The 26,403-nt window shown below is 63.5% G+C and carries 24 protein-coding genes; 20 read left to right on the forward strand and 4 right to left on the reverse strand.

Features of this window, described 5'->3' with window-relative positions:
• Positions 1–69 precede the first annotated feature (69 nt).
• Genes ACTJK6_RS01650 through ACTJK6_RS01665 form a run of 4 tightly spaced genes read left to right on the forward strand, consistent with a single transcriptional unit; the run spans position 70 to position 3,856 of the window.
• Complete coding sequence (locus ACTJK6_RS01650) at positions 70–1,017, forward strand: branched-chain amino acid ABC transporter permease (protein WP_024975637.1); 948 nt, start codon at positions 70–72, stop codon at positions 1,015–1,017.
• Positions 1,018–2,352: a branched-chain amino acid ABC transporter permease gene (locus tag ACTJK6_RS01655; protein WP_440838195.1), complete on the forward strand. Its 1,335-nt coding sequence runs from the start codon at positions 1,018–1,020 to the stop codon at positions 2,350–2,352.
• Positions 2,349–3,137: an ABC transporter ATP-binding protein gene (locus ACTJK6_RS01660; protein ID WP_027681415.1), complete on the forward strand. Its 789-nt coding sequence runs from the start codon at positions 2,349–2,351 to the stop codon at positions 3,135–3,137. Before ACTJK6_RS01655 ends, ACTJK6_RS01660 begins: the two co-directional genes overlap by 4 nt.
• Positions 3,137–3,856: an ABC transporter ATP-binding protein gene (locus tag ACTJK6_RS01665; protein WP_232042854.1), complete on the forward strand. Its 720-nt coding sequence runs from the start codon at positions 3,137–3,139 to the stop codon at positions 3,854–3,856. Before ACTJK6_RS01660 ends, ACTJK6_RS01665 begins: the two co-directional genes overlap by 1 nt.
• A 67-nt stretch (positions 3,857–3,923) precedes the next feature.
• On the opposite strand, the gene ACTJK6_RS01670 is transcribed toward ACTJK6_RS01665, so the two are convergent.
• Positions 3,924–5,450 (reverse strand): amino acid permease, encoded by a 1,527-nt coding sequence (locus ACTJK6_RS01670; protein WP_414560659.1) that lies wholly within the window; start codon positions 5,448–5,450, stop codon positions 3,924–3,926.
• A 78-nt stretch (positions 5,451–5,528) separates the two neighbouring features.
• Positions 5,529–7,064 carry an amino acid permease gene (locus ACTJK6_RS01675; protein ID WP_440838196.1) on the reverse strand — a complete coding sequence of 512 codons (1,536 nt, stop codon included), beginning with the start codon at positions 7,062–7,064 and terminating at the stop codon, positions 5,529–5,531.
• A gap of 359 nt (positions 7,065–7,423) precedes the next feature.
• On the opposite strand from ACTJK6_RS01675, the gene ACTJK6_RS01680 reads away from it, so the two are divergent.
• The 12 genes from ACTJK6_RS01680 (at position 7,424) to ACTJK6_RS01735 (ending at position 21,328) form a co-directional block, all read left to right on the forward strand.
• On the forward strand, positions 7,424–9,505 hold the full coding sequence (locus ACTJK6_RS01680; RefSeq protein ID WP_440838197.1) for a 3-hydroxyacyl-CoA dehydrogenase NAD-binding domain-containing protein: 2,082 nt from the start codon (positions 7,424–7,426) through the stop codon (positions 9,503–9,505).
• Positions 9,506–9,541: 36 nt separating this feature from the next.
• Positions 9,542–10,180 carry a bifunctional nicotinamidase/pyrazinamidase gene (pncA, locus tag ACTJK6_RS01685; protein WP_440838198.1) on the forward strand — a complete coding sequence of 213 codons (639 nt, stop codon included), beginning with the start codon at positions 9,542–9,544 and terminating at the stop codon, positions 10,178–10,180.
• Between the two features lie 66 nt (positions 10,181–10,246).
• Positions 10,247–11,425, forward strand: coding sequence for an acetyl-CoA C-acyltransferase (locus tag ACTJK6_RS01690; RefSeq protein ID WP_232042849.1), 1,179 nt, complete (start codon positions 10,247–10,249; stop codon positions 11,423–11,425).
• A gap of 355 nt (positions 11,426–11,780) precedes the next feature.
• Complete coding sequence (locus ACTJK6_RS01695; protein ID WP_440838199.1) at positions 11,781–13,649, forward strand: acyl-CoA dehydrogenase; 1,869 nt, start codon at positions 11,781–11,783, stop codon at positions 13,647–13,649.
• Between the two features lie 37 nt (positions 13,650–13,686).
• Complete coding sequence (locus tag ACTJK6_RS01700) at positions 13,687–14,469, forward strand: SDR family oxidoreductase (RefSeq protein WP_012762008.1); 783 nt, start codon at positions 13,687–13,689, stop codon at positions 14,467–14,469.
• Positions 14,470–14,501: 32 nt separating this feature from the next.
• Complete coding sequence (locus ACTJK6_RS01705; RefSeq protein WP_027681422.1) at positions 14,502–14,936, forward strand: PaaI family thioesterase; 435 nt, start codon at positions 14,502–14,504, stop codon at positions 14,934–14,936.
• A gap of 81 nt (positions 14,937–15,017) precedes the next feature.
• Positions 15,018–16,421 (forward strand): serine hydrolase domain-containing protein, encoded by a 1,404-nt coding sequence (locus ACTJK6_RS01710; protein WP_440838200.1) that lies wholly within the window; start codon positions 15,018–15,020, stop codon positions 16,419–16,421.
• A 44-nt stretch (positions 16,422–16,465) separates the two neighbouring features.
• Positions 16,466–17,476: an NADP-dependent oxidoreductase gene (locus ACTJK6_RS01715; RefSeq protein ID WP_260802449.1), complete on the forward strand. Its 1,011-nt coding sequence runs from the start codon at positions 16,466–16,468 to the stop codon at positions 17,474–17,476.
• A gap of 97 nt (positions 17,477–17,573) precedes the next feature.
• Entirely contained in the window at positions 17,574–18,422 is an 849-nt protein-coding gene (locus ACTJK6_RS01720; RefSeq protein WP_232042845.1) for a class II aldolase/adducin family protein, read from the forward strand.
• A gap of 27 nt (positions 18,423–18,449) precedes the next feature.
• Positions 18,450–19,406: a glutathione S-transferase family protein gene (locus ACTJK6_RS01725; protein ID WP_440838201.1), complete on the forward strand. Its 957-nt coding sequence runs from the start codon at positions 18,450–18,452 to the stop codon at positions 19,404–19,406.
• 56 nt (positions 19,407–19,462) lie between these two features.
• Positions 19,463–20,365 (forward strand): SDR family oxidoreductase, encoded by a 903-nt coding sequence (locus tag ACTJK6_RS01730; protein ID WP_045206327.1) that lies wholly within the window; start codon positions 19,463–19,465, stop codon positions 20,363–20,365.
• 36 nt (positions 20,366–20,401) lie between these two features.
• Positions 20,402–21,328, forward strand: a complete 927-nt coding sequence (locus tag ACTJK6_RS01735; RefSeq protein WP_440838202.1) for an alpha/beta fold hydrolase — start codon at positions 20,402–20,404, stop codon at positions 21,326–21,328.
• 9 nt (positions 21,329–21,337) lie between these two features.
• On the opposite strand, the gene ACTJK6_RS01740 is transcribed toward ACTJK6_RS01735, so the two are convergent.
• Positions 21,338–22,486: an iron-containing alcohol dehydrogenase gene (locus ACTJK6_RS01740; protein WP_440838203.1), complete on the reverse strand. Its 1,149-nt coding sequence runs from the start codon at positions 22,484–22,486 to the stop codon at positions 21,338–21,340.
• A gap of 110 nt (positions 22,487–22,596) precedes the next feature.
• On the opposite strand from ACTJK6_RS01740, the gene ACTJK6_RS01745 reads away from it, so the two are divergent.
• The 3 genes from ACTJK6_RS01745 to ACTJK6_RS01755 are packed head-to-tail and all read left to right on the forward strand — an operon-like array spanning position 22,597 to position 24,499.
• Complete coding sequence (locus tag ACTJK6_RS01745) at positions 22,597–23,577, forward strand: alpha/beta hydrolase (RefSeq protein ID WP_440838204.1); 981 nt, start codon at positions 22,597–22,599, stop codon at positions 23,575–23,577.
• 22 nt (positions 23,578–23,599) lie between these two features.
• A complete protein-coding gene (locus tag ACTJK6_RS01750) occupies positions 23,600–24,037 on the forward strand; it encodes an acyl-CoA thioesterase (RefSeq protein ID WP_440838205.1) in 438 nt (145 codons plus the stop codon).
• A 9-nt stretch (positions 24,038–24,046) separates the two neighbouring features.
• Positions 24,047–24,499 carry a GNAT family N-acetyltransferase gene (locus ACTJK6_RS01755; protein WP_232042840.1) on the forward strand — a complete coding sequence of 151 codons (453 nt, stop codon included), beginning with the start codon at positions 24,047–24,049 and terminating at the stop codon, positions 24,497–24,499.
• Here ACTJK6_RS01755 and ACTJK6_RS01760 read toward each other — a convergent pair.
• Positions 24,489–25,394 (reverse strand): LysR substrate-binding domain-containing protein, encoded by a 906-nt coding sequence (locus ACTJK6_RS01760; RefSeq protein ID WP_440838206.1) that lies wholly within the window; start codon positions 25,392–25,394, stop codon positions 24,489–24,491. The genes ACTJK6_RS01755 and ACTJK6_RS01760 overlap by 11 nt on opposite strands.
• A gap of 100 nt (positions 25,395–25,494) precedes the next feature.
• On the opposite strand from ACTJK6_RS01760, the gene ACTJK6_RS01765 reads away from it, so the two are divergent.
• Positions 25,495–26,403, forward strand: coding sequence for a sterol desaturase family protein (locus tag ACTJK6_RS01765; protein ID WP_232042838.1), 909 nt, complete (start codon positions 25,495–25,497; stop codon positions 26,401–26,403).

The following is a 26,403-nucleotide window of genomic DNA, read 5'->3' on the forward strand; positions in this document are numbered from 1 at the left end:
CGGAGTCCATGGGCCACGCATTGATGCGTGCGTCCCATGCTCCGCCGAATCTGCTGGAAGGGCTGCAGCGTGGAATTTCTAGTCATCAATCTCTTGAATGGCATCAGCTACGGGCTGTTGCTGTTCATGTTGTCTTCGGGCCTGACGCTGATCTTCAGCATGATGGGTGTTCTCAATTTTGCGCATGCCAGCTTCTACATGCTGGGCGCGTATTTCGCCTATGTCGTCAGCGGCTATCTGGGCTTCTGGGCCGCGCTGATCGTGGCGCCGCTGCTCGTGGGTGCGCTGGGCGCCGTGGTCGAGCGCTACGGCCTGCGCACGGTGCACCGCTATGGCCATGTCGCCGAACTGCTGTTTACCTTCGGTCTGGCCTATCTGATTGAAGAAGGCGTGAAGCTGGTGTGGGGCTTGCCCGCCGTGGCGTACCGCGTGCCGGACGCACTGGACGGCCCGCTGTTCACGCTGTTCACCTCGTCGTTCCCCAAGTACCGCGCCTTCATGATGCTGGTGTCGCTGCTGATGCTGGTTGGCATCTTCCTGCTGCTCACGCGCACGCGTATCGGGCTCGTCATTCAAGCCGCGCTGACGCATCCGGACATGGTCGAAGCGCTGGGCCACAACGTGCCGCGCGTGTTCATGCTGGTGTTCGGCGGCGGCTGTGCGCTGGCCGGCTTGGCGGGTGTGATTGGCGGCAATGCGTTCGTGACCGAGCCATCGATGGCGGCAGCGGTCGGCTCCATCGTCTTCGTGGTGGCGGTCGTGGGTGGCATGGGGTCTCTGGTGGGGGCGTTCATCGCGTCGCTGCTGATCGGCTGCATCCAGACCTTTGCCGTCACGCTTGATATCTCAGTGACGAGCGTGCTGGAGAAGATCGGCGTCACGCTCAATCCGGACGTGCCGCTCATCTCTGTCTGGAACCTGACGATTGCGCAAGTCGCACCGGTGCTGCCGTATCTGCTGCTGGTGCTGATGTTGATCTTCCGCCCGCGCGGGCTGATGGGTACGCGGGAGAGCTAAATGGAACGCACCATGCACCAACAAGCGCAACAACAAGCCGCGCTGCCGGCCAACGATCGAGCGCGGACGATGAAATTCAAGCCGGTCAATCTTGCTCGCTGGCTGCTCTGGGGCACCACCGCGCTGGTAATGATCGTGCTGCCGCTCATCTGGCCGCAAGGTTTTGCCATCACGCTGCTCTCGCAGATGGGCATCATGATCATCTTCGCGCTCTCGTACAACATGCTGCTTGGCCAGTCCGGCATGCTGTCGTTCGGGCACGCGGTGTACGCCGGCCTGGGCGCCTTCATGGCGGTGCACGCGCTCAACAAGGTCGGCGCCATGCAGACGCTGGGCATCGGCGGGCCGCTCGCCGTTGCGCTATTGCCTATTGCGGGTGGCCTGGGCGGTGCGCTGTTCGGCGTGATCTTCGGCTACGTCACCACCAAGAAGGCCGGCACGACGTTCGCCATGATCACGCTCGGTATCGGCGAGATGGTGTTTGCCAGCGCGTTGATGTTTCCGGACTTCTTTGGTGGCGAGGGCGGTGTCTCCACGAACCGCAGCATCGGCGACGCGCTGTTTGGCGTGACGTTCGGGCCGGGGCGCCAGGTGTATTACCTGATTGCCGCGTGGTGCCTGATTTCGATGGCGCTGATGTATGCGTGGACGCAGACCCCCCTGGGCCGCATCGCCAACGCCGTACGCGATAACCCCGAGCGTGTGGAGTTCATCGGCTACAACACGCAGCGCGTGCGCTTTCTGGTGGTGATCCTGTCCGCGTTTTTCGCGGGCATTGCCGGCGCACTGTCCTGCATCAACTTTGAGATCGTGACGGCCGAGAACGTGTCTGCAGTGCGCTCGGGCTCGGTGCTGCTGGCGGCCTTCATTGGCGGCATGGGCAGCTTCTTCGGGCCGATCATCGGCGCGGTGCTCACGGTGTTCTTTACCGTGGCGCTGTCGGGCATCACCAAGGCGTGGCTGCTGTACCTGGGGTTGTTCTTTGTGCTGATGGTCATGTACGCGCCAGGCGGCATCGCCAGTCTTCTGGTCATGCACCTGCCGATCCTTCGGCGCGGCAAGCTCAAGACGCTGCTGCCGGCTTACGGGGTGGCGATCGTGCCGGCCATCATCCTGCTGGTTGCGTTGATCGCCACCGTGGAAATGATCTACGCCGTGCAGGACGACGCCTCGGGTGGCGTGGCCACGCTGTTTGGCCTGTCTGTCGAACCGAATACCTTCAAGCCGTGGATCGTTACCGCCGTGCTGTGGCTGGTGGGCGCCTTCGGCCTGCGTGCCGCGGCTGGCAAGCTGCGCACCGCTTGGGATCACGCATTGCAGGAGCCGCAACCATGAGCCAACCGACATCTGGGCCGACCGCTGCGCTCGAGTTGCGCGATGTTCGCAAGCGCTTTGGCGCAACGGAAATCATCCGAGGGGTCAACCTCACCATTGGCAAGGGCGAGCGCCATGCGCTCATCGGCCCGAACGGCGCTGGCAAGTCGACCACGTTCAACTTGATCTCGGGCCGCTTTCCGGCCAGCTCGGGCAGCGTGCGCCTGAACGGCGAAGAGATCAGCGGTTTGGCGCCGTTTGAGATCAACCGCAAGGGCCTGTCGCGCAGCTTCCAGATCACCAACATCTTTCATCGGTTGTCGGTGTTCGAGAACCTGCGCTGCGCGGTGCTCTGGTCGCTCGGCTACAAATATTCGTTCTGGCACAAGCTGGCCGAGCTGCGTGACGCACGCGAGCGCGCTGAAGAAGTGCTCGAGCAGATCGGCATGACACATCGGCGAGACGCCGCCGCGGGCCTGCTGACCTACGCCGAGCAACGAGCGTTGGAAATCGGTATAACCATTGCGGGCGGTGCCGACGTGATCCTGCTGGATGAGCCGACCGCCGGCATGAGCCGATCTGAATCTGACCACGCGGTGGACCTCATCCGCAAGGTCACGGTCGGCAAGACGCTGGTGATGGTCGAGCATGACATGAGCGTGGTATTTGGCCTGGCCGACCGCATCTCGGTGCTCGTCTATGGCGAAGTGATCGCCACCGACACGCCCGAAGCCATTCGCAATAACCGTCGCGTGAAAGAGGCCTACCTCGGCACCACGCTGGACGAACCTGCAGGAGCGCATTGATGGCAACGAATACTCCGATGTTGGAGGTGCGCGACCTGCACGCGTACTACGGCAAGAGCCACATCCTGCACGGCGTCGACATGCACGTCGGCGAGGGCGAGATCGTTGCGCTACTCGGGCGCAATGGGGTGGGGCGTTCGACCCTGGCCAAATCCATCATGGGCATGGTCCGGCACGAAGGCGAAATCCTGCTGCGCGGCAAAAGCGTGAGCGGCCTGCGAACCTTTGAAGTCGCACACAAGGGCATCGGCTATGTGCCCGAGAACCGCGATATCTTCCCCACGCTGACGGTGCGGCAGAACCTGCTGCTTGGCGAGAAACGCAACCCGAGTCAGCCCAAGCCGCGTTGGCAGGTGGAAGACATGTATCAGATGTTCCCGCGTTTGAAGGAGCGCGAGAACACGGCTGCGGGTGTGCTGTCAGGCGGCGAGCAGCAGATGCTGACGCTTTGCCGCACGCTGATGGGGGACCCCGACTTCATCATCATCGACGAGCCCACCGAAGGTCTTGCGCCGCTGGTGGTGACGCTTGTCGGCGAGTATTTGAAGACGCTCAAGGAGCGGGGGATCTCCGTGCTGCTGGTGGAGCAGAAACTGGCCATTGCCCTCGACATTTCACAGCGGGTGTATGTGATGGGGCACGGTCAGATCGTGTTTGAGGGGACGCCCCAGCAGTTGAAAGCCGATGCGAAGGTCCGGCAGGAGTGGCTGGAGGTTTAAACGCCGCAGGTCGATCCACGGCGTACAGATGGCCCGCATGGACAACCGTGCGGGCATTTTTTTTCAGTCAGTTGACGACTGTGCCCGCCGCAGAGGCTTCCGTGGTCGCCTTGGCCTGCTGCAGATGCTCGGCGCTGAACTGCATCTCCGAATACTTCACAAAGCGCGTCTTGAACTTCCAGCGGTAAGCCAGCCAGATCACCACGAACAGGATCACGCCGCAATACGTTGCGATGAAGGCGCCGAAGTTGTCGACCGGCGCAAACAGCGCCTTGGTGTTCTGCCCAAGAATGATCACCACGCACAGGATCGCCACCATGATCGGCCCGAAAGGGAAGAACGGCGACCGATACGCCAGTTGCGCCACGGAATGCCCCTGGCTCGTGAACCCCTTGCGGAACCGGTAGTGCGCCAGCGCAATACCGAACCAGGCGATGAAGCACGTGACCGCAGACGTATTCAGCAGCCACAGGTAAACCACCTGGTCGCCAAACAATGAACTGAAGAAGCACAGTGCGCCAACCGCCGACGTGGCCAGCAGCGCGCGGTGCGGCACGCCGTTGGCCGACACCTTGGCAAACCAGCGCGGCGCCTGACCTTCAAGCGACAGGTCGTACAGAATCCGCGTCGACACATAGAGGCTCGACGTGCCGGACGACAGCAGCGCGGTCAGCACCACCGCATTCATCATCCCAGCCGCAAACGCAAGGCCCGCATGCTGGAACACCAGCGCAAACGGGCTGACGCCGACGTCCGTCGCTTCATTGCGCAGCAGGTTCGGGTCGGTGTACGGCAACAGCACGCCGATGATCAGGATCGCCAGCACGTAGAACAGCAGGATGCGCCAGAACGTCTGGCGGATGGCGCGCGGGATCGTGCGGGAGGGGTTCTCCGCCTCGCCGGCGGCCACGCCAATCGTCTCGACGCCCTGGAACGAGAACCCGGCGATCATCGCCACGCCGACCATGGCCGGCACGCCGCCCACGAACGGCGCATCGCCCACGGTGAAGTTCTGCCAACCCGACTGCGGCCCGCCGTGCATGATGCCGAAGATCATCGCCAGGCCGATCAGCAGGAACACGACGATGGTCACCACCTTGATCATCGAGAACCAGTATTCCGCCTCGCCAAAACCGCGCACGGAGAAGGCGTTGAGGCCAAACATCAGCAGCAGGAATGCGGCGCTCCAGACCATGCCCGACACGCCTGGGAACCAGTACTTCATCACGAGTTGCGCGGCAGCCAGTTCCACGGCAACGGACACGGCCAGCGCAAACCAGTAGTTCCATCCGAGCGCAAAGCCGAAGCCTTCTTCGACATACAGGCGGCTGTAAGTCACGAACGAGCCCGAGACGGGCAGATGCACCGCCAGCTCGCCAAGACTCGTCATCAGGCAATAGACCATCACGCCGATCAGCGTGTAGGTCAGCAGTGCGCCGCCGGGGCCAGCCTGCGCGATGGACGCTCCGGACGCAACGAACAGCCCCGTGCCGATGGCGCCGCCCAGGGCAATCATCATCAGGTGGCGCGAGCGCAGGCGTCGGCGCAGTTCGGATTGGGCTTCGAGGCCGGTGGGGGTGATGGGTGTATGCATAGCCGGTGGCGCCGGAGCGGGCGCCCCAATAAAAACGCCCGCCGGATGCTGTGCAACCGGCTGGCGGAGCGGGGGGGATTACTGCGTACGGTTTGCGACGGTCGGCAATTCGGGGCCGGGGTCTTGGCCGGCCAGCGAATCGCGCAGCACCGGCGGGCGCGGGAAGTGCATGTTCTGGTACCGGACAATGCCGCCGCCGCGCACTAGCCGGTAGCCGATCCAGATCAGGAAGAAGACCGGGATGCCGATGTACGTGGCGATCACCGCTGGCCAATCGACGGTGCCGGTGGTGAATGCCTGGTAGTTCTGGCCGAGCGTGATGACCAGGCACAGTCCAAACGCGAACAACGGGCCATATGGAAAGAACTTGGAGCGGTACGGCAACTGCGCCGGATCATGCCCCTGCGCCACAAGCCCCTTGCGGAACCGATAGTGGCTGATGGCAATGCCAAGCCATGCCACGAAGCCGGTCATGCCCGAGGTGTTCAGCAGCCACAGGTAGACCGTCTTGTCGCCATACAACGAACTCAAGAAGCAGAGCGCGCCGACGGCGGTCGTGGCCAGCAGCGCATTGCGTGGCACACCGTTCCGGGTAAGTTGCGCAAAGATGCGCGGCGCGCGGCCCTCGGTGGCCAGGTTGTAGAGCATCCGCGTGGACGCATACATGCCCGAATTGCCGGCCGACAGCACCGCCGTCAGGATCACCGCGTTCATCAGGCCTGCAGCGAACGCAAGGCCTGCGTGCTTGAAAACGAGCGTGAAAGGGCTCACGCCAATGTTCGTCACTTCCGTCGAGAGCAGATTCGGATCGGTGTACGGCACCAGCACGCCGATGATGAAGATGGCCAGCACGTAGAACAGCAGGATCCGCCAGAACACTTGCTTGACCGCACGCGGAATGGTGCGCGCCGGGTCGGCCGATTCGCCGGCCGCCACGCCAATCAGCTCCGTCCCCTGGAACGAGAATCCCGCGATCATCGCCACGCCGATCATCGCCGGCAGCCCGCCGACGAACGGCGCATCACCGATCGTCAGGTTCTGCAGGCCCGATTGCGGACCGCCCTTCATGATCCCGAAGATCATCGCCAGGCCAATGCCGATAAAGAAGATGACGGTGACGACCTTGATGAGTGCGAACCAGTATTCCGCCTCGCCAAAGCCGCGCACCGAGATGGCGTTGAGCAGAAACATGATGGCGAGGAAAACGGCACTCCACAGCACGCCCGGCACATCGGGAAACCAGTAATGCATGACGAGCTGCGCGGCCGCCAGCTCAACGGCAATCGTCACAGCCCAGTTGTACCAATAGTTCCAGCCAAGCGCGAAGCCGAAGCCTTCGTCCACATACAGCGCGCCGTAGGTGGCAAACGATCCGGAAACGGGCATGTAAGCGGCAAGCTCGCCCAGGCTGGTCATCAGGAAATAGACCATTGCCCCGATGAGGATATAGGCGGCGAGTGCGCCTCCGGGGCCTGCCTGCGAGACCGACGCGCCCGAGGCCACGAAAAGCCCGGTGCCGATCGACCCGCCGATGGCGATCATGGTGAGATGGCGCGCGCGCAAGGTGCGGCGCAAGCCCGGCGTCTCTGAAGACGGGGTAACGTGTTCTGACATGGATACAGAGTGGTCGATTTTGCTCGGATCGCGAATCAAATCGACGAAATGTGACGAAACGTTCCCGCGCCTGTTGGGCGTCCGGCGAACGAAATGCGCGACTCTATCAAAACCGTCACGCAGCGGGCAAAAAATCCATGCTGCGTCACACGCGTTTGAACCCGTCGGGGCCCGTCGCATCGCCCGCCAGACGGCGCCGTGCAGCGCAAAAATAAAAATTGAACGACCGTGCTATTTTGTGTATTCTGTGTCGAGTCGCGGCCTTACCGCGCGTTAAAAAAACGATAGTTGAGAGACAGTTCAACCGCGAGGCACGGCGCGCCTGATCTGCCGGCCCTCGCATCACCAAAGGAACCAGCATGACTGCGGAGTACAAGGTCCAGGACGGCGTTGCCGTCATCACGCTCAGCAACCCGCCCGTCAACGGCCTTGGCCACTCCACGCGCCTGGGCATCGTCGAGGGCATGGTGAAAGCGGGCGACGACGCCAACGTCAAGGCCATCGTGATCACCGGTGCGGGCAAGGCCTTCTCGGGCGGCGCAGATATCCGTGAGTTCAACACCCCCAAGGCCACGCAAGAGCCGACACTGCACGCCGTCATCAAGGCAGTGGAGTCGAGCAGCAAGCCGGTCGTGGCGGCCATCCATTCGGTGGCGATGGGCGGTGGGCTGGAACTGGCGATGGGCTGTCACTACCGCGTGGCCGCACCGGGCGCGCAGATCGCGCTGCCGGAAGTGAAGCTGGGCATTCTGCCGGGCGCAGGCGGCACGCAGCGTCTGCCGCGCGCGATCGGCCTGGAGCCGGCGCTGAACATGATCGTTTCCGGCAACGCCATTCCGTCGGAAAAGCTGGCCAAGAGCGGCCTGTTCGACCAGATGATCGAAGGCGACCTGATGGCCGGCGCCATTGACTTCGCGCTGAAAGCTGCTGCCGAAGGCAAGCTGCCGAAGCTGCGAGATCGCAAGGTCGAGCACGACAATCCGCAAGGTTTCTTGCAATTCGCCCGTAACACGGTGGCCGCTGTCGCCAAGAACTTCCCGGCGCCAGGCAAGTGCGTCGACGCCGTGCAGGCCGCGGTGGAAAAGCGCTTTGACGACGGTATCAAGTTCGAGCGCGAGCTGTTCATTGAGTTGGTGAATACGCCGGAATCGCGCGCCCTGCGCCATGCGTTCTTCGGCGAACGCGCAGCGAGCAAGATTCCCGACGTGCCGGAAGACACGCCGGTGCGCAAGGTGGAGAAGGTCGCCGTGATCGGCGCCGGCACGATGGGCGGCGGTATCTCGATGAACTTCCTGAACGCAGGCATTCCGGTCACGATGCTGGAAACCAAACAGGAAGCGCTGGACCGCGGTGTGGCCACCATCCGCAAAAATTACGAAAACAGCGCCAAGAAGGGCAAGCTCACGCAAGAGAAGGTCGAGCAGCGCATGGCTCTGCTGACCCCGACGCTGTCCTACGACGACATCAAGGACGCCGACCTCGTCATCGAGGCCGTGTTCGAAGAAATGGGCGTCAAGGAAGTCGTGTTCAAGAAGCTGGACGAAGTCGTCAAGCAGGGCGCGATCCTGGCGTCGAACACGTCCACGCTGGATGTCGACAAGATCGCCAGCTTCACCAAGCGTCCGCAGGACGTGGTCGGCATGCACTTCTTCAGCCCGGCCAACGTGATGAAGCTGCTGGAAGTCGTGCGCGGCAAAGAGACGGCCAAGGACGTGCTGGCCACCGTCATGAAGCTGTCCAAGGCCATCAAGAAGACGGCGGTCGTGTCCGGCGTGTGCGATGGCTTCATCGGCAACCGCATGATCGAGCAATACAGCCGCCAGGCGGGTTATCTGCTGGACGAAGGCGCGCTGCCGGAGCAGGTCGACAAGGCCATCGAAAAGTTCGGCTTTGCGATGGGCCCGTTCCGCATGGGCGATCTGGCTGGCAACGACATCGGCTGGGCCATCCGCAAGCGCCGCGCTGTGGACAAGCCGGACATCGTCTATTCGAAGACCGCCGATCTGCTGTGCGAGATGGGCCGCTTTGGCCAGAAGACCGGCGGCGGCTGGTACGACTACAAGGCGGGCGACCGCAAGCCGTATCCGAACCAGCAGGTCAACGACATGATCGTCCAGCATTCGAAGGATCTGGGCATCACCCGCCGCAAGATTTCGGACGAAGAAATCGTCGAGCGCCTGGTGTTCGCGCTGGTCAACGAAGGCGCGAAGATCCTGGAAGAGGGCATTGCCTCCAAGGCGTCGGATATCGACATGGTCTACCTGACCGGCTACGGCTTCCCGCTGTTCCGCGGTGGCCCGATGCTCTACGCAGACACCGTCGGCCTGTACAACGTTGCGCAAGCCATGCACCGCTATAGCAAGGGCTACCACGGGGAAGCCTGGAAGGTCGCGCCGCTGCTGCAGAAGCTGGCCGACGAAGGCAAGGGCTTCAACGGCTGATGCGGGGCTAACGGACCAAGCGACTAAGCAACCGCCATGCAACTCACGCCCACCGATTGCCTGCTGATCATCGACGTGCAGAACGATTTTCTGCCCGGCGGCGCGCTGGCCGTGCCGGAAGGCGACCAAGTCGTCCCGGTCGTCAATCAGCTCGCCCAGGCATTCGGCCGCGTGGTGCTGACGCAGGACTGGCACCCGAGCGAGCACGTGTCGTTCGCCGCCAACCATGCGGGAACGCAGCCGTTCGGCACGATCGATCTGCCGTACGGCCAGCAGGTGCTGTGGCCGGTGCACTGCGTGCAGCACAGCGCAGGCGCCGCGCTGGCTGACAACCTGGACGTGCCGCATGCGCAGTTGATGGTTCGCAAGGGCTATCACCCGCACATCGACAGCTACTCCGCATTTTTTGAAGCGGATCGCAAGACGCCGACCGGCCTGCTGGGCTACCTGCGCGAGCTTGAAATCAAGCGCGTGTTCTGCGTTGGGCTGGCCACCGATTTCTGCGTGGCGTGGTCAGCGCTGGATGCGCGTGCCGCCGGGCTGGAAGTTGCCGTCATCGAGGATGCGTGCCGCGCGATCGACCTGAACGGGTCGCTTACGCAGGCGTGGCAGCGGATGACGGAGGCGGGCATCGCGCGGTTGCAGTCGCCGGACGTTTTGAACACCTTGTCTTGAACGGATAACGGAATACATCGGGCGCTGCCGAAGCCGCGCCCGCCACCAGATACGAGGAGCAACACCATGACCGAAGCAGTCATCGTTTCCACCGCACGTACCGGCCTGGCCAAGAGCTGGAAGGGCGCCTTCAACATGACGCACGGCGCCACGCTGGGCGGCCATGCGGTTCAGCACGCCATCGAGCGCGCCAAGATCGAGCCGGGCGAAGTGGAAGACATCCTGATGGGCTGTGCGAACCCGGAAGGTGCAACGGGCGCCAACATCGCGCGCCAGATCGCCCTGCGTGCCGGTTGCCCCGTGACCGTGCCGGGCGCAACCGTCAACCGCTTCTGCTCGTCGGGCCTGCAGACCATCGCCATGGCCGCGCAGCGCGTGATTGCCGATGAAGGCGACATCTTCGTGGCCGGCGGCGTGGAATCCATCTCGTGCGTGCAGCAGGAAATGAACCGCCACATGATGACCGAAGGCTGGCTCAACAAGCACAAGCCGGAAATCTATTGGAACATGCTCCAGACCGCCGAGAACGTCGCCAAGCGCTACAACATCGCCAAGGAGCGCATGGACGAGTACGGCGTGCAAAGCCAGCAGCGCGCCGCCGCCGCTGCTGCTGCCGGCAAGTTCAACGACGAAATCGTCCCGATGACGACGGTGATGGGCGTGGCCGATGCCAAGACCGGCCAGCTCATGACCCGCGAAGTCACCATCTCCGCCGACGAAGGGATTCGCCCCGACACGACGCTTGAAGGCGTGGCAAAGATTCGCTCCGCAGTGCCGGGCGGCGTCATCACGGCAGGCAATGCCAGCCAGTTCTCAGACGGCGCATCGGCTGCCGTGGTGATGAATGGCAAGGTGGCAGCCGCCAAGGGCCTGCAGCCGCTGGGCGTGTTCCGTGGCTTTGCCGTAGCCGGTTGCGAGCCGGATGAAATGGGTATCGGCCCGGTGTTTGCCGTGCCCAAGCTGCTTAAGAAGGCCGGCCTGAAGGTGGACGACATCGGCCTGTGGGAATTGAACGAAGCGTTTGCCGTGCAGGTGCTGTACTGCGCAGACAAGCTGGGCATCCCCATGGACCGCCTGAACGTCAACGGCGGTGCCATCGCCGTGGGCCACCCGTACGGCGTGTCGGGTGCACGCCTGGTCGGCCACGCGCTGATCGAAGGCAAGCGTCGCGGCGTCAAGTACGTGGTCGTGACCATGTGCATCGGCGGCGGCCAAGGCGCAGCCGGCCTGTTCGAGGTGCTCTAAAGAGGCCGGGCTCCCGAGTAAAAACGGGAGCCTGTTTTGTTTCTGGCAGCGCTGATTTCAGTGTCAGCCCATGCACGCACACGGTTTGTGCCGTTCCTGCCCTAGATGGCGCCTTGAATTTTCGTAAGCGGGCGGAAATAAGACGGGAAACTGTCTGAGCGAAGCGAGTTTTTCCCGTCTCCGCCCGGTTACGGAAATTCAAGGAATCTTTCGCCATCTCGGGCGCGCCTTTCTTTGCTTACTTTCTTTGGCAAGACAAAGAAAGTGAGTCGGGCCCGGCAGGGCACGAAACAAGGGGTTGACCCAAGGCCCTCGCCCAGGCAGGGCACGAAACACAGGATGCACCACCAACATCATGTCCTCGAAACTGCTATCCCGCCGCGACCTCAGCTTCCTGCTTTACGAATGGCTCAACGTCGAATCGCTCACACGCATTCCACGTTACGCAGACCACTCCCGCGAAACCTTCGACGCCGCACTCGATACCTGCGAGCGCATCGCAACGGACCTGTTCGCCCCGCACAACAAGAAAAACGACCAGGAAGAACCGCACTTCGACGGCAACAAGGTCCACATCATCCCCGAAGTGAAGGTCGCGCTGGACGCCTTCAACAAAGCCGGCCTCATGGCTGCGGGACAAGACTTTGAACGCGGCGGCATGCAACTGCCGACCGTGGTCGAAAAAGCCGGCTTCGGCTTCTTCAAGGCCGCCAACGTCGGCACCAGTTCGTACCCGTTCCTAACCATCGGCAACGCGAATCTGCTGCTCGCGCACGGCACGCCCGCGCAAATCGAGACCTTCGTGCAGCCCGAGATGGAAGGCCGCTTCTACGGCACGATGTGCCTGTCGGAGCCGCAGGCAGGCTCGTCGCTGTCGGACATCGTCACGCGCGCCGAATATGAAGGCGAATCGCCGCTCGGCGCGCAATATCGCCTGACCGGCAACAAGATGTGGATCTCTGCCGGCGAGCACGAACTGTCGGACAACATCGTCCACCTCGTGCTGGCGAAGATTCCCGGCCCGGACGGCAAGCTGATTCCGGGCGTGAAGGGTATTTCGCTCTTCATCGTGCCGAAGTTCCTCGTCAACGCCGATGGCTCGCTCGGCGAGCGCAACGACGTCGTGCTGGCCGGCCTGAACCACAAGATGGGCTATCGCGGCACGACCAACTGCCTGCTGAACTTTGGCGAGGGTACGCAGTTCCGCCCGAAGGGCGCAGACGGGCAGCCCCGCACGGGCGCCATCGGCTACCTCGTCGGCGAGCCGCACAAGGGCCTCGCCTGCATGTTCCACATGATGAACGAGGCGCGCATCGGCGTCGGCATGGGCGCGACGATGCTCGGCTACACGGGTTACCTGCATGCGGTGGACTACGCGCGCAATCGTCCGCAGGGGCGTCCGGTCGGGCCTTCGGGCAAGGATGCAGCGTCTGCGCAAATCCGCATCGTCGATCATGCCGACGTGCGTCGCATGCTGCTGGCGCAGAAGGCCTACGTGGAAGGCGCGCTGGGCCTGAACCTGTATTGCGCCAAGCTCGTGGATGAGGAACGTGGCGAAACCGACGCAGCCAAACGCACCAAACTCGGTCTGCTGCTCGACATCCTCACCCCGATCGCCAAGAGCTGGCCGTCGCAGTGGTGCCTGGAGGCCAACAGCCTGGCGATCCAGGTGCATGGCGGTTACGGCTACACGCGCGAATACAACGTCGAACAGTTCTACCGCGATAACCGACTGAACCCGATCCACGAGGGCACGCATGGCATCCAGGGCCTGGACCTGCTGGGGCGGAAGGTCGTGATGCAGGACGGCGCCGCCTTCGCCGCGTTGGGTGAGCGCGTGCAGGCCACTGTCGGCCGTGCGTTGGAAACCGACGACGAAACGCTGGTCGGCTACGGCCGTGCGCTTGGCATGGCGACGCAAAAACTGGCCAAGGTCACGCAGACGCTGTGGGCCGCCGGCGACCCGCGCGTGACGCTGGCGAATGCCTCCGTCTATCTGGAGGCCTTTGGCCACGTGGTTGTCGCGTGGATCTGGTTGGAGCAGGCGCTGGTCGCCGCCAAGGCATTGCCGAACGCCCAAGGCGAAGACGCCGATTTCTACCGCGGCAAGCTGCAGGCCGCACGCTATTTCTTCCAGTGGGAACTGCCGAAAATCGACCCGCAGATCGTGCTGCTGGGATCGCTCGATACGACCACGCTGGACATGCAGGACGCCTGGTTCTGAGGGCATCGCACCACCACAACGAGACACAGGAGACACCATGGGAACGCTGAAACACCTCTTCGATCTTTCCGGCAAGACGGCGCTGATCACTGGCGGCTCGCGCGGGCTCGGCCTGCAGATTGCCGAAGCGCTGGGCGAGCAGGGCGCGCGCATCGTTTTGTCTGCCCGCAAGGCCGATGAGCTGAAGGAAGCGCAGGCGCACCTGAAGTCGCTTGGCATCGAGGCCGACTGGATTGCTGCCGACGGCGCCGTCGAAGCCGACATCCAGCGCCTGGCCGATGAGGCGCTGGCCAAGCTCGGCCACGTCGACATCCTCGTCAACAACGCGGGCGCGACGTGGGGCGCGCCGGCGGAAGACCACCCAGTCGAAGCCTGGGACAAGGTGATGAACCTGAACATCCGCGGCCTGTTCCTGCTTACGCAGCAGATCGGCAAGCGTTCGATGATCCCGCGCAAGTATGGAAAGATCGTCAACGTGGCATCGATTGCGGGCCTGAAGGGCAATCCGCCGGGGTCGCTGGACACGATTGCCTACAACACCAGCAAGGGCGCGGTGGTCAACTTCACGCGCGCGCTGGCTGGTGAGTGGGGCGAGCACAACATCACCGTCAACGCGATTGCGCCGGGCTTCTTCCCGTCGAAGATGACGCGTGGCTCGCTGGAAAAGCTTGGTGTCGACAAGCTGACCGAAAAATCCCCCCTGCATCGCATTGGCGACGATGAAGACCTCAAGGGCGTGGCTGCGCTGTTTGCGTCGGATGCGTCCAAGCACATCACTGGCCAGATCCTCGCTGTCGACGGCGGCGTGAGCGTGGTCTAATTTCGGCTGCTTCTCACTCTTTCTGACGCAGCATGAACGCAGACAACAACGGTTTTCCGATCGACATTCCTTTCCTGAAGCTCCTCGGCATGCGCTGCCTGAAGGTGGCCGACGGCGAGGGTGTGGTCGAACTCGCACTCGAAGCCCAGCACATGAACAGCTGGGAAATGGCCCACGGCGGCGTGACCATGACGATGCTCGACGTCGCCATGGCCATGGCTGGGCGTTCGGCCGACGTGCATGGCCGCGGCGTGGTGACCATCGAGATGAAAACGGCGTTCATGCAGCCCGGGCGCGGCACGCTCAAGGCGAGCGCCCGTTGCGTGCATCAGTCCACCACCATGGCCTTCTGCGAAGGCGAGGTGCGCGATGCGGATGACAAGCTGGTCGCACGCAGCTCGGGCACGTTCAAGTTCGTCAAGCGCATGCCGCCGCCGCGCACGCCCGAGCCGGGCGCCGACGGCTGACCCGGCGACACCGCAGTTGCAGTACCCAGTTGCACACCGGACAGCGTCCGGCACACAAGAAGAGCAACCACGGAGACAAGCATGCAACAACCTGCGCGGCGCACGGCGTCTGCCCTTGCCATCACTCTGCTTTGCTGCACCGGACTGACCATGACCCTGGAAGGATGCGCCTCGAGTTCCGCGCCTGCTGCCGCAACAGCCGCTGACACGAAAACCACGGTGCAGGCACCCCCCGCACCGGCGCCGCCGATACAGAAGCCTCTCACGGCGGACGAATCCGACCCGAACAAGATGGGCTGGATGCAGGGCTTCCCGCCACCGCCCGATCGCATCATCCGCTTTGACCTGGCGGGCAACATGTTCCCGCGCACGCGCTACGGCTATAGCCACGTGCGCGAGTTTGCGCCGACGCGCGCGGTGTGGCGGGGCGATGGCCCCGTCAGCAAGCTGCCGCGCGCCGAGCGCGATATCAGCGGCGTGCTGTTCACCGATCCGAACGGCACGCGCCGTACGTTTGCCGAAGCGCTCAAGCTGACCTACACCGACGGCATCCTCGTCATGCACAAGGGCAAGGTGATCTACGAGCGCTACTTTGGCGCGCTCGATGCGCATACGCAGCACATCGCCATGTCGGTCACGAAATCGTTTGTCGGCACCCTGGCCGCCATGCTGGTAGCCGACGGCAAGCTCGACCCGGCAGCGCCCGTGACGCAATACGTGCCGGAGCTGAAGGACACCGCCTACGGCGACGCCACCGTGCGCCAGGTCATGGATATGACCGTGGGCGTGCATTACTCCGAAAACTATGCCGACCCCAACGCCGACGTCTGGGCCTACGCTCGCGCCGGCGGCATGCTGCCGCGCCCGGCTGGCTACAAGGGCCCGGACAACTTCTACGACTATCTGACGACGCTGCGCAAGGAAGGCGAGCACGACGCGGAGTTTTCGTACAAGACCGTCAACGCTGAAACGCTGGCGTGGATCGTGCGCCGTGCGTCGAACAAGTCGCTGGCGGCGCTGTTGTCCGAGCAGATCTGGCAACCGATGGGGGCACAGGATGACGCGTACTTCTCGGTCGACAGCATCGGTACGGAATCGGGCGGCGGCGGCCTGAACACAACGCTGCGCGACCTGGCGCGCTTTGGCGAGATGATCCGCAACGACGGCCGCTTCAACGGCAAACAGATCCTGCCCAAGAGCGTGATTGAAGACATCCGCCGCGGTGGCGACCCAGCCAAGTTTGCCAAGGCAGGCTACACGACGCTGCCCGGCTATTCGTATCGCAACATGTGGTGGATTTCGAGCAACGACCACCACACGTTCGAAGCGCGCGGCATCCATGGCCAGCGCATCTATATTGATCCGGTGGCCCAGATGACGATCGTGCGCTATGCCTCGCACCCGATCGCTGCCAATGCTGCCAATGATCCGGTCACGCACCGCGCGTATGCGGCGCTGGCCGAGTACTTCATGCAACACAAGTAACACCCGACCCAACACCGATATCCGATATTCAGGAGCGTTTTTTCATGTCGAAGACCTATCAGCGCATCGTTCTGGCTTCGCGCCCGCAAGGGGCCGTAACGCCCGACAACTTCCGCCTGGAAACGGTGGAGATTCCGGAACTGCAGGACGGCCAGGTGCTGGTGCGCAACCATTTCCTGTCGCTCGATCCGTACATGCGCGGCCGCATGAACGACAGCAAATCCTATGCACAGCCGCAGCCGCTGGATGAAGTGATGATCGGCGGCACCGTGGGCGTGGTGGAAGCGTCCAAGAACCCGTCGTTTGCCGTGGGTGACAACGTCGTCGGCATGTTCGGCTGGCAAGAGGTTGGTGTGTCGGACGGCCGCGGCATCCAGAAGGTCGATACGCGCCACATTCCGCTGTCGGCATACCTGGGTTCGGTGGGCATGCCCGGTGTGACGGCTTGGTATGGCCTGAACAAGATCATGCTGCCCAAGCCGGGCCAGACCGTGGCGGTGAGCGCCGCTTCGGGCGCTGTCGGCAGCGTGGTCGGCCAGCTCGCCAAGCTCAAGGGTTGCCGCGTGGTGGGTTTTGCCGGTGGCAAGGACAAGTGCGACTACGTGGTCAACGAGCTTGGCTTTGACGCCTGCATCGACTACAAGGCCGCCAAGGACCCGAAAGAGCTGTACAAGATGCTCAAGGAAGCGACGCCCGGCGGCATCGATTCGTACTTCGAGAACGTCGGTGGCGCGATCCTGGATGCGGTGCTCTCGCGCATGAACGCGTTCGGCCGCATCGCCATGTGCGGCATGATCGCCGGCTACGATGGTCAGCCGCTGCCGCTGCAGAACCCGCAATTGATCCTGGTGTCGCGTCTGACCATTGAGGGCTTCATCGTCTCCGAACACATGGACGTGTGGCCGGAAGCCCTGCGCGAGCTGGGCGGTTTCGTGGCGCAAGGCAAGCTGAAGTTCCGCGAGAGCGTGGCACAGGGCTTGGCGAGCGCACCGGAAGCGTTCATGGGCCTGCTCAAGGGTAAGAACTTCGGCAAGCAACTCGTCAAGCTGGTTTGAGTTAAGCCGCACGCGGACTGTCAATCGCTTGACAGTCCGCCGGGCGAGGGCCGCCACAGAATGGCCCCACCCACAACGAACGCGTGAAGGAGACACCATGAACGCACCTGAAACCACGCAAGCGAAGCGGCCCGACAGCATGGCCGCCAGCCTCAGCCCCGAGGCCGCTGCCCGCTATCGCAACCTGCCGCGTCCGCCGCAATTCGCCACCGTTGAAGAAGAGCGCCTGCACCGCAAGCAACGTCTGGCTGCGGCGTTCCGGCTGTTCTCCAAATTCGGTTTCGACGAAGGCGTGGCCGGGCACATCACGGCGCGCGATCCGGAGCATCAGGACAGCTTCTGGGTGAACCCGTTCGGCGTGCATTTCAGCCAGGTGACGGTGTCGAACCTGATCCGCTGCGATCACCACGGCAACGTGGTCGAAGGCGATTACCCGGTCAACGCCGCCGCGTTTGCGATTCACTCGCGCGTGCATCAGGCACGGCCCGATGCGGTGGCCGCGGCGCACTCGCACAGCACGTACGGCCGCGCGTGGTCGACACTCGGCCGCAAGCTCGATCCGCTCACGCAAGACGTGTGCGCCTTTTATGACGACCACGCCCTTTACGACGATTTCGGCGGTGTGGTGGTCGAGCTGGACGAAGGCCAGCGCATTGCAGAAGCGCTGGGCGACAACAAGGCCGCCATCCTGCAGAACCATGGCCTGCTGACGGTCGGCAAGACGGTCGACGAGGCGGCATGGTGGTTCATCACCATGGAGCGCTCCTGCCAGGTGCAGTTGCTGGCCGAAGCCGCCGCTGCGCGCACTGGCGACGCACCGCGCACGATTTCCGATGCCGCTGCCCGTCAGGCGTACTCGATCGTCGGATCGGCACAGGCGGGGTGGTTCCAGTTCCAGCCGCTGTATGCGCGCATCGTCAAAGAACAACCCGATCTGCTCGATTGATCGGCATCGCAAATTTCTGGAGCACGCATGACGGACTTGATCCTGCATCACTACGCCACCTCGCCGTTTTCTGAGAAGGTGCGGTTGATCCTTGGCTACAAGGACCAGCCGTGGAAGTCCGTCACGGTGCCCGTGGTTCTGCCCAAGCCGGATGTGATGCCGCTCACCGGCGGCTACCGGCGCACGCCGTTCCTGCAGATCGGCGCGGACATCTATTGCGATACCGCGCTGATCGCGCAGGTGCTGGAGTCGATTCATCCCGCGCCGACGCTGTATCCGGCAGACCATGCCGCAGCGGTGTTTTCGATGGCGCAGTGGGCCGATACAACGCTGTTCTGGGCCACAGCAACGTTCGTGACGCAGCCGGCGGGCTTCCAGAGCCTGTTCGGTGATGCACCGGAAGCCTTCGTCAAAGCCTTTGTGGAAGACCGCAAGGCGATGCGTGTGGGCGGCACCGGCTTGCGCACGCCGCTGCCGGAAGCCACCACAACACTGCAGGTGTTCCTTGCGCAACTGGAGCGGCAGTTTGCAACAGGCGAACGCATCTTCCTGTTTGGCGAGCAGCCGACCGTGGCCGACTTTTCCGTCTATCACTGCCTGTGGTTCATCCGCCGCGCGACGGCGGTGGCGGGCATTCTCGATGCGCACCCGGAAGTCGTTGCATGGATGCATCGCGTTGCGGCATTCGGTCACTCCCAAGCGCAACCGATGACGCCCGCCGAAGCACTGGACGTTGCCAAGGCCGCCACACCGCGTGCGCTGACTGAAACGAACGCCATCTTCGACGACAGCCACGGCTTGCCCAAGGGCACGCGCGTAACGGTGGCCGCGGTTGACTACGGCGTCGATCCCGTCGAAGGAGACCTCGTCGTCTCCACGCGCGATAGCGTCGGCGTGCTGCGCGAAGACCCGCGCGTCGGCCAGGTGGTCGTGCATTTTCCGCGCGTGGGTTATGCCGTGCGCAAGGTCGAGGCGGCCGGCTGATACGGCTCGGCCATCTCGATCGCCTTTCCTATTACAACGACATCAGTGAGACACGTATGAAGCAATTCGCAGGCGGTGTGGCCGTCATCACGGGCGGTGCGTCGGGTTTCGGCAAGGAGTTCGCCAAGAACGCTGCCGGGTTGGGCATGAAGCTGGTGCTGGCCGATATCCAACAGGATGCGCTGGATGCTGCCGTGGCCGAGTTCTCGGCGCAGGGCGTGGAAGTGATTGGCCTGCGCGTCGACGTGTCGAAGGTGGAAGACGTGCAGGCGCTGGCCGATGCGGCCATCAAGGCGTTCGGCAAAGTGAATCTGCTGTTCAACAACGCCGGCGTGGGCGCCGGTGGCCTTATCTGGGAAAACACCGAGCGCGACTGGGACTGGGTGCTTGGCGTGAACCTGCACGGCGTCATTCACGGTGTGCGCATCTTCACGCCGCTGATGCTGGAAGCCGCCAAGAAAGATCCGTCCTACGAGGGCCATATCGTCAATACGGCGTCGATGGCGGGGCTGCTGAATGCGCCGGCCATGGGCATCTATAACGTGTCCAAGCACGCGGTGGTGGCGCTGTCCGAATCGCTGTATCAAGACTTGAGCCTGGTGACCGAGCAGATCCATTGCTCGGTGCTGTGCCCGTATTTTGTGCCGACCGGCATTACGCAATCTGACCGCAACCGCCCGCAGGATCTGGCGAACACGGCACCGCCCACCAAGTCGCAGCTGGTTTCACGGGCGATGTCGGAAAAGGCGGTCAGCTCCGGCAAGGTCACCGCCGAGCAGGTCGGCCAGATGACCTTCGATGCCATCCGCAACGCGGGCTTCTACATCTATTCGCATCCGCACGCGCTGGCGCCCGTGCAGCATCGCTTTGAAGACATCATCTCGCAGCGCAATCCGTCTGATCCGTTCGAAGGCAAGCCAGACGTGCGCGCACGTCTGGTCGATGCGCTGCGCGGGTAATTCCACCTCTACGACTGCCACAACGCCGAGATCGCCATGAACACTGCAACGGCTGCCGCCATCACGGAATCGCAATTCGCCGATCTGCCCAACGGCACACGGCTGCACTACGCCAGCGCGGGCAAGCGCGGCGCACCGCTGATGCTGTTCGTGCATGGCTTTCCGGAGTTCTGGTACGAATGGGAAGCGCAACTCGCTGCGTTTGGCGATACGCACTTTGCCGTGGCGCCCGACTTGCGCGGCTACAACCTGTCGAGCAAGCCGGCGGCGGTGGATGCGTATCGCCCGAAGGTCCTGGTGCAGGATCTGACGCAGTTCATCACGGCGCTGGGCTACGAGCGCGCCATCGTGGTGGCGCACGATTGGGGCGGGGCGATCTGCTGGAACCTTGCCATCCAGCATCCGGAGGTGGTCGAGCGGTTGGTGATCGTCAATTCGCCGCACCCGTGGGTGTTTGCGAATGCACTGCTAAGCGATCCCGCGCAGCAGGCTTCATCGGCGTACATGAACTGGTTGAGGCAGCCGGGTTCGGAAGACGCGCTGGCCGCCAACGATTTTGAAAAGCTCGAAGGTTTCTTTCACGGCATGGGGCAGCCCGTGGCGGAATGGTTCACGCCCGAGGTGCGAGCGCGCTATCACGCCGCCTGGAGCCAGCCGGGCGAGGGCGGCTCGCACGGCCTGACCGGTGGCGTGAACTACTACCGTGCCTCTCCGTTGCATCCGCCTACCGAGGGCGTTGCGCCGTTGCGCATCGACCAGATGCCGCCCGAGGCGTTTGTCGTGAAGGTACCGACGCTCGTGATCTGGGGCGAGATGGACATGGCGCTGCCGAAAAGCCTGCTCAACGGGCTGGAGCGCTTCATTCCCGATATGCGCCTGGAGCGCATTCCCGATGGAACGCACTGGGTCGTGCACGAACAACCGGAGCGCATTGCCGCGCTGATCCGGTCGTTCGTTTCCTGAACGCCTGCGTTACATCGATTCCGCTAGCATGCGGCGGTAATCGTCAGCCGTGGCGATGCGCGGGTTGGTCTTGTGGCAATGGTCGAGCAGGGCGCCTTCCACGACGTGTTCCAGCGCTTCTTCAGGTACGCCCATCTGGCGCAGGCCAGTCGGCAGGCCCAGGCGCGCCGTCAGGTCATGCACGGCCTGGGCGAGGTCCGCGCTGGCTGGCAGGTTCATCACGCGGCGCATGCGCGCGTAGCGGTTGTCGCGCACCACCGTCTCCGCCGTCTCGTTGAAGCGCAGCACCGCCGGCAACACCACCGCATTCAGCGTGCCGTGATGTAGCCCCGTTTTGCCGTTGACCTTTACACCGCCCAGCGGGTGCGACAACGAATGCACGCACCCCAAGCCCTTCTGGAATGCCATCGCACCCTGCATCGACGCGCTCATCATGTTCAGGCGTGCATCGCGGTCGGCGCCATCGCGCGTGGCGCGTTCGATGTTGGCCCATGCGCGCTCCAAACCATCCAGCGCGATGCCGTCTGCAGGTGGGTTGAACGCCGGGGCCAGGAAAGTCTCGATGCAATGCGCAATCGCATCCATGCCGGTGGCGGCCGTCAGCGCGGGCGGCAGACCCAGCGTCAGTTCCGCGTCGCAGATGGCCGACTTGGGCAGCAGGTGCCACGAGTGGAAGCCGAGCTTGCGGCCGTCTTCCAGGATGATGATCGCGCCGCGAGCCACCTCGCTGCCAGTGCCGGCCGTGGTGGGAATCGCAATCAGCGGCGCCGCCGCTTCGGTGATCTTCGTGCTGCCACCCTCGATGGTCGCGTAGGTGGTCAGCGGCTCCGGGTGCGTGGCCGCAATGGCGATGCCCTTGGCCAGGTCGATGGACGAACCGCCGCCAATGGCGATCAGCCCGTCGCAGCCGGCGTCCTTGTACTGCGCGGTGGCCTTCAGCACCATCGCCTCGGTCGGGTTGGAAGGCGTCTCGTCGAACACGGTGACAGGCAAGCCGCCCGTGGCGTCAATGGCGCGCTGTGCGAGCCCTGCAGCGGCCACGCCCTTGTCCGTCACGATCATCGGCCGGCGGATGCCGACGCGTGCGCATTCGCTTTTCAGCTCATTGACGGTGCCGAAACCGAGGTGGACGTGGGTGAGGTAAAAGATGAGGGCCATGCTGTCTCCGGAGGGTGTTTGTCTGCGTCGCCTGTCTTGTCGTGCGGGCGTGGTTCAATGGATACTGCGATGATAGCCAAATTAGAACGATCGTTCAGTTCCCGCCCCGAATGCAGCACCCCTCTCTCGACCCGCACGTCGCCCAGTTGCTCGATCTGGTGGCGCGTGCCAAGCGTCCGCCGCTGAATGCCCTTGACCCGGCCGACGCCAAGATCGCCTACGAAAAAAGCAGCCCCATCGTCGACATCGCAGCCATCCCACTGGAAGCCGTGCACGACCTGACGGTGACGGCGCGCGATGGCCATGTCATCCCCATTCGCACATACGCGGCGCGTGAGACAAGCTGGGCCGATCCGTTGCCGTTGCTGGTGTATTTCCACGGCGGTGGTTTTACGGTGGGCAGCATCAAGACGCACGACCAGCTCTGCCGGTCGCTGGCAGCTAAATCGGGGGCGATGGTGTTGTCGGTGGATTACCGGCTTGGGCCCGAGTGGAAATTTCCGACCGCAGCGAACGACGCATTCGACGTGCTGCAATGGGTGTTCGATGAAGCCGCCACCATCGGCGCCGATCCGGCTCGCATCGCATTCGGCGGCGATAGCGCGGGCGGGACGCTGGCCGCAGTGACAGCGATCGAGGCACGCAACCGCGGTCTGGCGCCTGTGCTGCAACTGCTGATCTATCCGGGCACCACCGCGCGCGAATCCACGCCGTCGCACCGCGAGTTTGCCGAGGGCTACCTGCTGACGCAGGAGATGATCCACTGGTTTTTCTCGCAATACCTGCGCACCGACGCCGACCGCGACGATTGGCGTTTCGCCCCGCTGGATGCCGGTGGCCACGGCGCAGACGTCACCGGCGTGTGCCCCGCGTGGATTGCCGTGGCGGGCTTCGACCCAATCCGCGATGCCGGCATCGGCTACGCCAACAAGCTGCGCGCGGCGGAGGTGCCGGTCGAGCTGAAACTGTACGAAGGCATGATTCACGACTTCTTCAAGATCGGGCGCTTCGTGCCGGCCGTCGAAGACGCGCACCGCGATGCCGCCAACGCGCTACGCCGCGCCTTCGGCACCGAGACCGAATCCCCCTGACGAGAGCACACAAGGAGACCGCATGGCGATCGAGGATTTCCGCCACAGTACGCCGCTGCGCGTACGCTGGGCCGAAGTCGATGCGCAGAGCATCGTCTTCAACGGCCACTACCTGCTGTACGCCGATGTCTGCATCACCGAATACTGGCGCAGCATCGGCGTCCGGTATCCGGTGGATGTGGTCGACACCTTTGGCGTGGATTTCTACGTGGTCAAATCCACGCTCGAATACCACGCCTCCGCACGCTTTGACGACGAGCTGGACTTGCGCTGCCGTGTGGCGCGCCTGGGCCGCTCCAGCATCCGCTTTATCATCGAGATGTATCGAGCAGACGAGCACCTCGTCACCGGCGAAGTCATCTACGTGGGTGCTGACCCTGCCACGCAGACCTCCGCGCCGATTCCCGACACGCTGCGCGAGCGCATCCTCAATTTCGAAGTCCTGAAGCCTGAAGTGTGAGAACTGAGCATGACTGCCCCTGAATCTGTCCGCCCGCTTGCCGGTGTTGAAGTTGCCCGCTGGGACGCCGTGCGCGAAGAAGCGCGCGCCATCCGCTACGACGTGTTCGTTACCGAACAAGGCGTGCCCGTTGAACTGGAATGGGACGAGTGGGATGACCAGTGCTGGCATGCGCTGGCACACGACACGGCTGGGCGCGCCGTTGCCACGGGCCGCTTGCTGCCCGACGGCCATATCGGCCGGATGGCCGTGCGCAAGGAAGCGCGGGGCACGGGCGTCGGGGCGCGCGTGCTGGAGGCCTTGATCGACAAGGCGCAGTCACTTGGCTACCCCGAGTTGATCCTGAACGCGCAAACCCACGCCATGCCGTTTTACGTGCGCGCGGGGTTTACGGCCGAGGGTGAGGAGTTTGAAGAGGCCGGTATTCCGCACCGGACCATGCGCCGCGTGCTTACACGTTGATGTCCTGGGCGGCCCGCACAATGGCTGCGATGGCCGCCTGCGCTGCTGGCGACGCGGTTCTGCCGTGCAGCCGCACGATCCCCGTCGTGGATGGCGGTGATAGCCAACCCTTCACCGCCAGCTGCACCAGCGCGCCGCTTTCCAGTTCCTCCCGCACGGCGGCATCCGTGGCACCCAGCACGGTGTCCGTCGACAGTGCAACCGTTTTCAGTACGCCGTAGTTGTCGCACTCCAGCGCGATGCTGGCTTCGTGACCGGCCGGCAGGCCAAGCAGCATCGCCAGCTCCACCTTTGATGGGCTCAGGAGTTTCGGTACGGCAATGCCGTATTCCCAGACTTCACGCAGCGTGTGCGTACGCCCCGCAAGCGGGTGTCCAGCCCGCACGTAGAGGTGAGGAGGCTGGCCTCCAATCAATTGGATATCGAGCGCGGCGTCTTTCGGCATGTCGCGCACGTCTGCGGCAAAGAATTCGATGTTCTCGCTGCGCAGGCTCTCCAGCAGTTGCACCCAATTGCCGACCTCCATGCGCAGTGCGACCCGGGGATGCTGCTGCCGCAGTTCCTGCAGCGCGCGCGGCATCAACGTCGCCGTCAGCAGCGGCCCGACGCCGAAGGCTGTATCGCCGAGCTGGCTGTCGCGATACAGATCAACGTCGCGTTGCAAGCAGCGCGCCTCGAACAGCAGGCGCCGCGCGCGTTCGATGACGAATTCGCCTGCGGGCGTGGGACGCACGTCACCGGTTTCGCGATCGAACAGGCGGATGCCCAGAACGTCTTCAATCGCCTGGATGCTCCGGCTGAATGCGGGCTGGCTCAGATGCACTGCTTGCGCGGCCCGCGCGAAGTGCAGGGTGTCGGCAAGGGCTACGACGTGACTCAGGCGGCGCAAATCCATGGCGTTGCGTCTTGTGCATTAAACAGATGTTAATTATGCATTGGACGCATTGATGGGGCACTCCTAGGCTTGTCTCCACAACAAAAGCGAGGAGACACCAATGAGTTCGCACATGGAGCACGCGCTGATCGTCGCCTGCATCCTGGGATTTGCCGCCATGGAGTTTGTGACGCGGCGCTACCAAGCCAACGTGCGTGGCCGCGCAACGGCCAACGATGCCTGGCTCGAGGTGCTGATGTTCATCAGCCTTGTCGCCGTCACCCAGCCGATCGCGCTGCTGGGCAGCAACGCCCTGTGCAAGTGGCTCATTCCGGCGCAGCACAATGCGTGGGCGGATCTGCCCTGGTGGGCGATGACGGGGTTGCTGCTCATCGGCGACGACCTCACGCAATACCTCTGGCACCGCGCCTCGCACACACCGCTGCTGTGGCCGCTGCACCGCGCGCATCACAGCGCGTCGTACATGAGCGTGCGCATTACGTACCGCAACAACTTCTTCTACTACCTGATGATGCCGGGGCTGTGGATTGGCGGCGTGGCCGTGTACTTGGGCTTTGGCCCGGTCTATGCAGCGTATCTGGTCGTCAAGCTGGCCGTCATTGTTGGCGCGCATTGCGCCTGGCCGTGGGACGCACCGCTGTATCGTATTCGCGCGCTGCGTCCGCTGATGTGGGTGGTCGAGCGGACGATTTCCACGCCGGCCACACACTGGGCGCATCACGCGCTCACCAACGCCGACGGCATTGGCCACTACAAAGGCAATTTCGGCAACCTGCTGTTCTTCTGGGATGTGCTGTTCGGCACCGCGCACATCACGCGCAAATATCCCGCAAAGATTGGCTTGCAGGATGACGTGCTGTTCGGCGCCGAACCCTGGACGGCGCAGATGTTCTATCCGCTGGTGCAGTCCAAGCGCGAACATTCGGCATTGCGCCCGGGCGGCGGCGCCGTCACCGAAATGGAAATGGAAAGAGATCAGGCCGCGAGCGCCAAGCAGGAGGCGGCCTGA

Origin of the sequence: Ralstonia sp. 22086 (assembly GCF_052045975.1) — a bacterium.
GTDB classification, from domain to species: domain Bacteria; phylum Pseudomonadota; class Gammaproteobacteria; order Burkholderiales; family Burkholderiaceae; genus Ralstonia; species Ralstonia wenshanensis.

Excerpts from the sequence above, each read along its gene's own strand:
- ACTJK6_RS01755 (WP_232042840.1), top strand. The coding sequence starts at position 24,047 with ATGACTGCCCCTGAATCTGTCCGCCCGCTTGCCGGTGTTGAAGTTGCC.
- ACTJK6_RS01730 (WP_045206327.1), top strand. The coding sequence starts at position 19,463 with ATGAAGCAATTCGCAGGCGGTGTGGCCGTCATCACGGGCGGTGCGTCG.
- ACTJK6_RS01670 (WP_414560659.1), bottom strand. The coding sequence starts at position 5,450 with ATGCATACACCCATCACCCCCACCGGCCTCGAAGCCCAATCCGAACTG.
- ACTJK6_RS01695 (WP_440838199.1), top strand. The coding sequence starts at position 11,781 with ATGTCCTCGAAACTGCTATCCCGCCGCGACCTCAGCTTCCTGCTTTAC.
- ACTJK6_RS01740 (WP_440838203.1), bottom strand. The coding sequence starts at position 22,486 with ATGGCCCTCATCTTTTACCTCACCCACGTCCACCTCGGTTTCGGCACC.
- ACTJK6_RS01660 (WP_027681415.1), top strand. The coding sequence starts at position 2,349 with ATGAGCCAACCGACATCTGGGCCGACCGCTGCGCTCGAGTTGCGCGAT.
- ACTJK6_RS01705 (WP_027681422.1), top strand. The coding sequence starts at position 14,502 with ATGAACGCAGACAACAACGGTTTTCCGATCGACATTCCTTTCCTGAAG.
- ACTJK6_RS01675 (WP_440838196.1), bottom strand. The coding sequence starts at position 7,064 with ATGTCAGAACACGTTACCCCGTCTTCAGAGACGCCGGGCTTGCGCCGC.
- ACTJK6_RS01680 (WP_440838197.1), top strand. The coding sequence starts at position 7,424 with ATGACTGCGGAGTACAAGGTCCAGGACGGCGTTGCCGTCATCACGCTC.
- ACTJK6_RS01690 (WP_232042849.1), top strand. The coding sequence starts at position 10,247 with ATGACCGAAGCAGTCATCGTTTCCACCGCACGTACCGGCCTGGCCAAG.
- ACTJK6_RS01750 (WP_440838205.1), top strand. The coding sequence starts at position 23,600 with ATGGCGATCGAGGATTTCCGCCACAGTACGCCGCTGCGCGTACGCTGG.
- ACTJK6_RS01710 (WP_440838200.1), top strand. The coding sequence starts at position 15,018 with ATGCAACAACCTGCGCGGCGCACGGCGTCTGCCCTTGCCATCACTCTG.
- ACTJK6_RS01745 (WP_440838204.1), top strand. The coding sequence starts at position 22,597 with ATGCAGCACCCCTCTCTCGACCCGCACGTCGCCCAGTTGCTCGATCTG.
- ACTJK6_RS01720 (WP_232042845.1), top strand. The coding sequence starts at position 17,574 with ATGAACGCACCTGAAACCACGCAAGCGAAGCGGCCCGACAGCATGGCC.
- ACTJK6_RS01725 (WP_440838201.1), top strand. The coding sequence starts at position 18,450 with ATGACGGACTTGATCCTGCATCACTACGCCACCTCGCCGTTTTCTGAG.
- ACTJK6_RS01765 (WP_232042838.1), top strand. The coding sequence starts at position 25,495 with ATGAGTTCGCACATGGAGCACGCGCTGATCGTCGCCTGCATCCTGGGA.
- ACTJK6_RS01665 (WP_232042854.1), top strand. The coding sequence starts at position 3,137 with ATGGCAACGAATACTCCGATGTTGGAGGTGCGCGACCTGCACGCGTAC.
- ACTJK6_RS01735 (WP_440838202.1), top strand. The coding sequence starts at position 20,402 with ATGAACACTGCAACGGCTGCCGCCATCACGGAATCGCAATTCGCCGAT.
- ACTJK6_RS01700 (WP_012762008.1), top strand. The coding sequence starts at position 13,687 with ATGGGAACGCTGAAACACCTCTTCGATCTTTCCGGCAAGACGGCGCTG.
- ACTJK6_RS01715 (WP_260802449.1), top strand. The coding sequence starts at position 16,466 with ATGTCGAAGACCTATCAGCGCATCGTTCTGGCTTCGCGCCCGCAAGGG.
- ACTJK6_RS01760 (WP_440838206.1), bottom strand. The coding sequence starts at position 25,394 with ATGGATTTGCGCCGCCTGAGTCACGTCGTAGCCCTTGCCGACACCCTG.
- ACTJK6_RS01655 (WP_440838195.1), top strand. The coding sequence starts at position 1,018 with ATGGAACGCACCATGCACCAACAAGCGCAACAACAAGCCGCGCTGCCG.
- pncA (WP_440838198.1), top strand. The coding sequence starts at position 9,542 with ATGCAACTCACGCCCACCGATTGCCTGCTGATCATCGACGTGCAGAAC.